The 7,119-nt window shown below is 67.6% G+C and carries 6 protein-coding genes and 2 pseudogenes; 2 read left to right on the forward strand and 6 right to left on the reverse strand.

Features of this window, described 5'->3' with window-relative positions; genetic code table 11:
* Positions 1-100: 100 nt before the first annotated feature.
* Positions 101-560, forward strand: a pseudogene (locus MJ797_RS27680) (site-specific integrase); the annotation flags it as partial.
* A 332-nt stretch (positions 561-892) separates the two neighbouring features.
* Here the strand turns inward: MJ797_RS27680 and MJ797_RS25050 are convergent.
* From MJ797_RS25050 to MJ797_RS25075, 6 genes and pseudogenes are all read right to left on the reverse strand, one after another.
* On the reverse strand, positions 893-1,816 hold the full coding sequence (locus MJ797_RS25050; RefSeq protein ID WP_239341938.1) for a DMT family transporter: 924 nt from the start codon (positions 1,814-1,816) through the stop codon (positions 893-895).
* Positions 1,813-3,063 carry a PLP-dependent aminotransferase family protein gene (locus MJ797_RS25055; RefSeq protein WP_374582956.1) on the reverse strand — a complete coding sequence of 417 codons (1,251 nt, stop codon included), beginning with the start codon at positions 3,061-3,063 and terminating at the stop codon, positions 1,813-1,815. Before MJ797_RS25055 ends, MJ797_RS25050 begins: the two co-directional genes overlap by 4 nt.
* 65 nt (positions 3,064-3,128) lie before the next feature.
* Complete coding sequence (locus MJ797_RS25060) at positions 3,129-4,040, reverse strand: phytanoyl-CoA dioxygenase family protein (protein ID WP_239341944.1); 912 nt, start codon at positions 4,038-4,040, stop codon at positions 3,129-3,131.
* A gap of 22 nt (positions 4,041-4,062) precedes the next feature.
* On the reverse strand, positions 4,063-5,214 hold the full coding sequence (locus MJ797_RS25065; RefSeq protein WP_239341947.1) for an alpha-hydroxy acid oxidase: 1,152 nt from the start codon (positions 5,212-5,214) through the stop codon (positions 4,063-4,065).
* The gene (hppD, locus tag MJ797_RS25070; RefSeq protein WP_239341949.1) at positions 5,211-6,302 is read right to left on the reverse strand and encodes a 4-hydroxyphenylpyruvate dioxygenase; all 1,092 of its coding nucleotides are present in this window, start codon (positions 6,300-6,302) and stop codon (positions 5,211-5,213) included. The genes MJ797_RS25065 and hppD overlap by 4 nt, the downstream gene beginning before the upstream one ends.
* Positions 6,303-6,665: 363 nt before the next feature.
* Positions 6,666-6,788 (reverse strand): annotated as a pseudogene (locus MJ797_RS25075) (IS30 family transposase); the annotation flags it as partial.
* A 76-nt stretch (positions 6,789-6,864) separates the two neighbouring features.
* Between MJ797_RS25075 and MJ797_RS25080 the strand changes: the two are divergent.
* On the forward strand, positions 6,865-7,119 hold a 255-nt coding region (locus MJ797_RS25080), incomplete at its 3' end, for a helix-turn-helix domain-containing protein (RefSeq protein ID WP_239341951.1).

Genomic DNA, 7,119 nt, shown 5'->3' on the forward strand with positions numbered 1-7,119 from the left:
AACAGCGATGATCACGGGAGTCGGGTGGAGTCCGAACCGAGTGCCAGAGCCCTCGCGCAGGCCGCCTAACACCCCCGAAGGACTTCCAGGCTCAACCACTAAGGGTGCCCGGGCCAAGGCCCGGCGGCGGGGCCAGGCCCGCGAGGACTTCGTGCTGGAGACCGTGTACTGGGACGCCGGCACTGTCCGACTCCTGCCCCGTCTGCTCAAGAGCCGCACCCGGGGACCGGTGTTCGTCACCCACCGCAAACCTGGCCCAGGGAAGGTCGTCGGCGCGCGACGTCTGCCCGGACACCGGCCTCGCCCGGCTTTCCTACGGGCAGGCCCGCGCCCTGTTGGACAAGCACACCGCAGTGCGCGGGCCCGGGACGGGCTGGGACCTGCACGAGTGGCGGCACTCCTCCCTGACCCACCTCGGCGAGGCCGGGGCGAGTTTGCTGATGCTGATGGCGAAGTCGAGGCATAAGAAGCCGGAGAACGTCCGCCGCTACTTCAAGCCCTCGCCGGAGGCCATCGCCGAGCTGACCAGCCTGCTGGCGCCCGGGGATGCCCGGCGCTGATCCGGCCTCGGTGGCTTGCAGTCGGTACAGGTTCATGTCGGAGGCGTCCCCGCCCGCACCCCGGAGGGCTCGGGGACGCACTGCCCTGGCATGCGTGGGTCGCTGTCCGCCGCCCCGTTGGCGTGATCGCCGGCGGTGTCGTCGGTGCGGGGGCCGGGCAGAGGGGTGCCGCCGGGCCGATCGTGGCTGCAGCACCGGCGGGGGCGGGTGCCAGTAGGCCAGAGAACCAGAGGAGATCACCCCGGCCAGCCGCCAGCAAGTCACCGGGCGTGACAGTTCTGGGCTGCCGATTGCTCACGGTGGGTGGCCGCTGAACGCTATCCCTGGCTACTTCAGTTGATGGGTTCCATGTCCGGCTTACGGCGTTCTCCCGGCGCTGGCTGGCGCCGGAGCAGCGCTGGACTGGTCAGGACGACGGCGTTTCCGAGGAGGATCAGGGCGGTGCCGGCCAGGTCCCGCCCGGACCAGTGAAGGTTCTCGTAGACGGTGGAGAGGATCAAGGCGACGACGGGGAAGAGCACGGTGGCGTAGGCCGCGCGCTCGGCGCCGATCCGTCCGAGCAGGGTGAGGTAGGCGCTGAAGCCGATCACCGAGCCGAAGACGGCGAGGTAGAGCAGTGAGCCGGTGTACGCCAGTGTCGGTTCGAAGGCGGGCCCGCCGCCGAAGAACAGTGCGAACGGTGTCAGCAGCAGGGTCCCGTAGGCCATGGCGTACCCGGTGCTCTGGACCACCGGGATGCCTGCGGCCTGCGTCCGGCCGGAGACCACGTTGCCCAGGCAGAACACCAGCGTGCCCGTGAGGGCGAGCGTGATGCCCCGGCCGGATTCAGAGGACAGCCGGGTGAGCTCCGACCAGAACACCGTCCCCATCCCGAGCAGGCCGATGGCCGCGCCGACGAGCACCCTGGGGGCGATGGTGCGGCGGTGGAACAGGCGGGCGAAGGCGATGTTCACCAGCAGGGACATGGCGAAGATGACCGACACGAGGCCGGTCGCCAGGTGTTGCTCGGCGTAGTAGAAGCACACGAAGTTGGTGGAGAACATCAGTGTGCCCATCAGGGCGAACTGCCGGTGGACACGTAGTGGGTAGCGTAGGGGAAGCCCGCGCAGGAGGGCCCATCCGAGTAGTAGTACGGCGGCCAGCGCGAACCGGTAGGCGATGGAGGCGGTGGGGTGGACCTCTCCGAGCTGCCCCTTGATGGCCAGCCAGGTGGAGCCCCAGATCAGGACGGTCACCGCGTAGAGGACGGCGTTCACCGGCAGTTCCGTTCCAGCAGGGAGACCAAGCGGTGTGCTCCTTCGGTGACCTGGTCGCGTGTGAGGGAGCTGAGGGACAGCCGCATCTGGTGGCGGCCGCCGCCGTCGGGGTAGAAGTAGCTCATCGGTGTCCAGATCACGCCGTGGTCGCGGGCGGATCTTTCCAGCAGCGCGTTGTCCGCCGGGATGGGCAGGGTCAGGGTGAGGAAGAAGCCGCCCTCGGGTGCGTTCCAGCGGATCCCGGCCTGCTGCCGTCGACTCGCCGGGAGCAGGTGATCCAGGCAGTCCAGCAGGACGTCCAGGTTCTGTCGGTAGAAGCCGGCAGCTTCATCATTGGCTTCGCGCAGGCGAAAGCCGTGGGTGATGAGCATCCCGCCGATGACGGCCTGGCTGAGTGCCGGGGTGTTCACCGTGACCATGCTCTTGACCTTCGACAGTTCCTCGGCCAGGAGCGTCTGGCGGCCGTCCGGCGCGCGGACGTGCTGGTCGGCCACCACGTAGCCGACCCGGGCGCCGGGGAAGCAGGTTTTGGCGAAGGACCCGAGGTAGATCACACGGCGGCGGGTGTCGAGTGCCTTCAGCGTGGGCCGGTGGGTGCCGGTGCTGCGGGTGAAGAAGCCGTACGGGTTGTCCTCCAGCAGCAGCAGGTCCTCGTCCTCGGCCAGCTCCAGCAGGCGGTGGCGTGCGGGGAGGGTCATGCGGATACCGGTGGGGTTGGAGAAGTCGGGGATCACGTACAGCGCCCGGGGCCGCTTGCCGGCTGCTCGCAGGGCGGCGACGGTGCGCCGCAGTGCCTCGGGGTCGATGCCGTCCTCGCCCTCCGGGACTGGCGCTGTCTCGATGTTCAGCAGCCGGGCCGCCCCCGTGATGCCGATGTAGCACGGGGAGGGGACCAGCAGGACGTCCGAGGGACGGGCGAACAGCGCGCGGAGGGTGATGAACATGCCTTCCTGGCAGCCCACCGTGACGACGAGGGACTCCGGGTGGGCCTGGATGCCCTCGTCGTTGTGCAGGGTGCGGGCCACCAGGTGGTGGATCTGGCCGTTGGTACGCCCGTACTGGAAGAGCAGGGTGCGGACCTCAGCCGGGGTCCGGCCGAGGTCGTCGCGGAGATGGTGTGTGTACGCGTCGAGGTAGTCACCGATCCGCTCGGCCTTGAACAGGCCTTCATAGGGCCGACCCGGGCCGAAGGAGATCGCCTCCGGGTGACGGGAGGTGATCTCGTTGAGGAAGTTCATCACCTCCATCAGCGGGTCGGACAGCGAGCCGTGCAGCTCGTCCGCCTCCAGGACAGGGGTGGAATCGCGGCTGATCACCGGGGGTCTTCCCACAGGACGGGGGTGAAGTCCGGGTCGGTGTAGTCGGGATTGCCCTGGGCGTCCTTGCGGACGAGGACGTCATTGTTGTAGACGACCTGGTCGCCGGAGGAGAGGTGGAAGGGCCGCCACTGGTTGGCAGCGTCCTGCAGGTGCAGGGAGATGGCACGGCGGGGCCGGTCGCTGCGGTTGTGCCCGCTGCCGTGGTAGGTCCGGCAGTGGTGGAAACTGATGTGCCCCTTGGGAATGTTCACCGGCACCTTGCGCACCCGCGCCTGGTTGTAGGCAGCGTTCTCCTCCAACATCTCCTCGAGCTCCGAACGGTCGCGGTCGGCGAAGTGCCGGGTGGTGCTGTCGTCACCGCCGATCTCCTTCCAGGTGTGGCTGCCGTCGATCATCGTAATCGTCCCCATCTCCTCATCACAGTCGTGGAAGGGGATGAAGGCGGTCAGCATCTGGTCCGAAGAGCAGGTCTGCCAGTAGTGCCGGTCGAAGTGCCACGGCACGATGTTCCGGGCGTCGTCCAGACGCGGGGGCTTGTGAATGAGCGTGCTGTTCCACAGCCGTATCTGGCTGGTCTGCGCAATGCGCGCCGCGACCGCCGCGATGACCGGCTTGGATAGGATCCGGCGGATCGTCTCCTCCTCGTAGAAGATGTAGTCGTTGTGCCGGTGCACATCACCCTGCGAGGGCTCCCAGTAGGCCAGGCGCGGCGGCCGCACCGGCAGGGGACGGTCCCGGTGGCCCGCGTAGAACCGGTCGCTGGCCGCGGCCAGGGTGTCGACCTCGTCATCGGTCAGCAGTTTCTTCGACAGGTACCAGCCGTGGTCCTGATAGAACTCCACCTCCTCCTCGGTGGGCAGGAGGAGCTGCTCGGCGGGCGTAAGCGTGAAGGAAGTCGTGTTCATCGAGGTGCCGTATTCCTGTCGATCAGTGATGTTGCGTTGCAGGGAAGAAAGGGTGGAGAAGGTCCGAGCCGATCATGTCCAGGCGTGGCCGGCCGGACAGCGCCATGGCCTCTTCCAGCTCCGTGTACAGCGTGGACAGGACCCGTTCCGCCCCAGCGGCGCCGTCGACCGCGAGGCCCCACAGGACGGGGCGGCCGACCAGGACCGCGCGGGCGCCCAGGGCCAGTGCCTTGAGTACGTCGGTGCCGCGGCGGATGCCGCCGTCGACCAATACCTCGCAGCGGCCGGAGACGGCCCGGACCACCTCGGGCAGCGCGTCCAGCGCCGCCACCGCACCATCGAGCTGGCGGCCTCCGTGGGTGGACACGATCAGTCCCTCCACTCCCAGGTCGGCGGCTCGGTGGGCGTCCTCCGCGGTGAGTACGCCCTTGAGAACCAGCGGCAGTCGGGTGAGTGAGCGCAGCCAGGCCAGGTCTTTCCAGGTGAAGGCGGCGTCGTGGTGACGGGCGGCGTGCCAGGCCAGGACCGATTCACCCGAACGGCCGTCGTGCAGTCCGCCCGCGTGGCCGTCGTCGAGATTGACCGGCCGGATGTGCGGCGGCAGCCTGAACCCGTTGCCCAAATCGCGCTCCCGGCGTGCCATCCGCGGGGTGTCCACGGTGATCACCAGGGCCCGGTAGCCGGCCGCCTCCGCCCGGCGGACCAGGGACTCGGTCACCTCGTGGCGGCGCAGGACATACAGCTGCAGCCACAGCGGGCCGGTCGCCGCGGCGGCAGTCTCTTCCAGCGTGGTACTGGCGAAAGTGCTGGCCACGGTGAGCGCACCCACTGCGCCGGCCGCACGGACGGTGGCCACCTCGCCCTGTGGGTCGACCAGACAGTGGTAGGCCATCGGAGCGACCCCGACGGGGAAGGCCACCGGACTGTCCAGCAGCGTGGTGCCCAGCTCGCAGCCGGACACGTCGACCAGGGCCCGCGGCCGCAACCGGTAGCGGCCGTATGCAGCACGCTCGTCCCGCAGGGTGACCTCTTCGCCGCTGCCGCCCGCGATGTAGTCCCACACCGGCGGATCGAGCCGGACGCGGGCCGCCTCTTCGTAAGCGAGGAGGGAGAGGAACGCGCTGCGGTCCGATCCCTCAGGTAGGTCCGTCCCAGCGACGGTGCGTGCGGTCACCTGCCCGCCCGGACGGTAAGGCCCGGGGCCTGCACCCGCTCGCGTTCGACGGCCTCGTAGAGGGCCTTGATGTTGCCACTGCCGAAGGTGCGTGCCTCGACGCGCTGGATCAGCTCGAAGAACACGGTCCGGCGGGCGAACGGCGAGCGGGTGAACACCTGTATCAGGTGCCCCCACTCGTCCCGGTCCACTAGCAGGCCCAGCTCCTGAAGCGCCCGGGTGTCGATGTCCACGTCGATGCCCCGCTCAGCCAGCGAGGAGTAGTAGCCCGCCGGGGTCGACAGGAACTCGACCCCCGACTCGCGTAGTTCGCCCGCGGCCCGGACGATGTCGTCGGTTCCGTAGGCCACATGCTGTACACCCGGGCCGTCGAAGCCGTCCAGGAAGTCGTTGAGCTGCCCGCGGGCGCCGCTGGGGTCGGGCTCCACCATGGTGAAGGTGATGCCCCGGCTCTCGTCCTGCACGACCTTCGACTCCATGGCCTGACCGCCGACGACGATGTACTCGTAGTAGGTGTGCCGCAGACCCAGAGCCCGCTCGTAGAAATCAACGACGCCTGCCAGCGATCCGGGACGCAGGCAGAAGGCCAGGTGATCGATCGACCGGAACAGCTCCGCCGTCGGCACTGCGGCCTCGGAGATGGACCGATAGCGCCCCGGGAGGAAGGAACCGGACGGATCGTCCCGCTGTACGAGGGTGTGGACGAGATCATTGGCCGCGGCGACAGTGGCCACGGTGACCCGGCCGCTCCCGTCCTCGAAGGTCCGCGGCCCCGCGACCGCCTCGGCCCCGGCAGCCACCGCCCTGGCAAAATCGCTGACCGCGTCCGTCGTGCACAGAGCCACATCCCGCACCCCGTCACCGTGCCTGCGCACGAACCGGGATACCGGATGGTCATCATGGAGTGCGGAGGTTACCACCAGACGGACCCCGCCGTGCGCCAGCACCAGCGAACGCGCACCGGCGAGACCCGTCAACGGGTCCGCCTCCGCCACTACACGGAACCCGTAAGTGGTGCAGTAGTAGTGGGCGGCCTGAGCGGCGTCTCCCACAAAGAACTCCACGTGGTCGACACCATGCGCAGTCACGTCTGTTCCAATCTTTCACTCTGTCTCTCGGAGAACCAGCCATGCGGCGGCCCGCTGACGCCCGGCATGACAAAGGCCGCGTTGCGAGGTCTCCATGGGGGGCAGGAAGAGCCGACGGAGACCACGTTCGCAACCAAAGATCGAGCGAACCGTCTAATCCACTTCTACACCTGGAGGCTTATTCAGAACTCCCATTCTGGATGATCTAGATCATGCATCGCCGCAGGTCGAGACACTGCTATAGATCTTTATGGAAGAGTTCTGCATAACCCTCCTGGGACACCACCAGCCACTTCAGGGAGAAACCCGTGCACCAACCCCAAAATCATCCCGGCATCTGTGACAGCCGGCGGAATCAAGCGGTCAAGGCGACACATGCCTTTCCAGCAGATCGTTGAACACTTCTACCGGCTTGCGCCAGCCCAACGTCTCACGAGGCCTACCATTCAGCTCTGCGGCCACTCTATCGAGATCTTCCTGGGAATGCAAGGGGGCGAGTTCAAACGGTCATAGCGATACTCCGATAGGATGATCTCGGTAGTGTCGACAGACTGGACGGTAGATGGCTTCGCACGAGCTGTTGAAGATCGAGGAGCGGGAGACGATCTCCCGGGAACTGAGCCGGCACAAGTCGGCGCGGTATATCGGGCAGATGCTCGGCCGGCACCACTCAACAATATCTCGGGAGATCGACCGTAACGGCGGCGCGACGGCATACCGTGCGGTCGAGGCGCAGCGACGCTGCGAGGAGAACCTGGCACGTCCGAAGGAAAGAAAGCTCGAAGCATTGCCACGGCTTCATGACGCGGTGAACGAT

This window comes from Protofrankia sp. CiP3 (assembly GCF_917627345.1).
Lineage (GTDB): Bacteria > Actinomycetota > Actinomycetes > Frankiales > Frankiaceae > Protofrankia.

What these genes read in the sequence shown, in the direction of transcription:
- MJ797_RS25055 (WP_374582956.1), bottom strand. Translation starts at nt 3,063, where the DNA reads ATGGAGGTGATGAACTTCCTCAACGAGATCACCTCCCGTCACCCGGAG.
- MJ797_RS25060 (WP_239341944.1), bottom strand. Translation starts at nt 4,040, where the DNA reads ATGAACACGACTTCCTTCACGCTTACGCCCGCCGAGCAGCTCCTCCTG.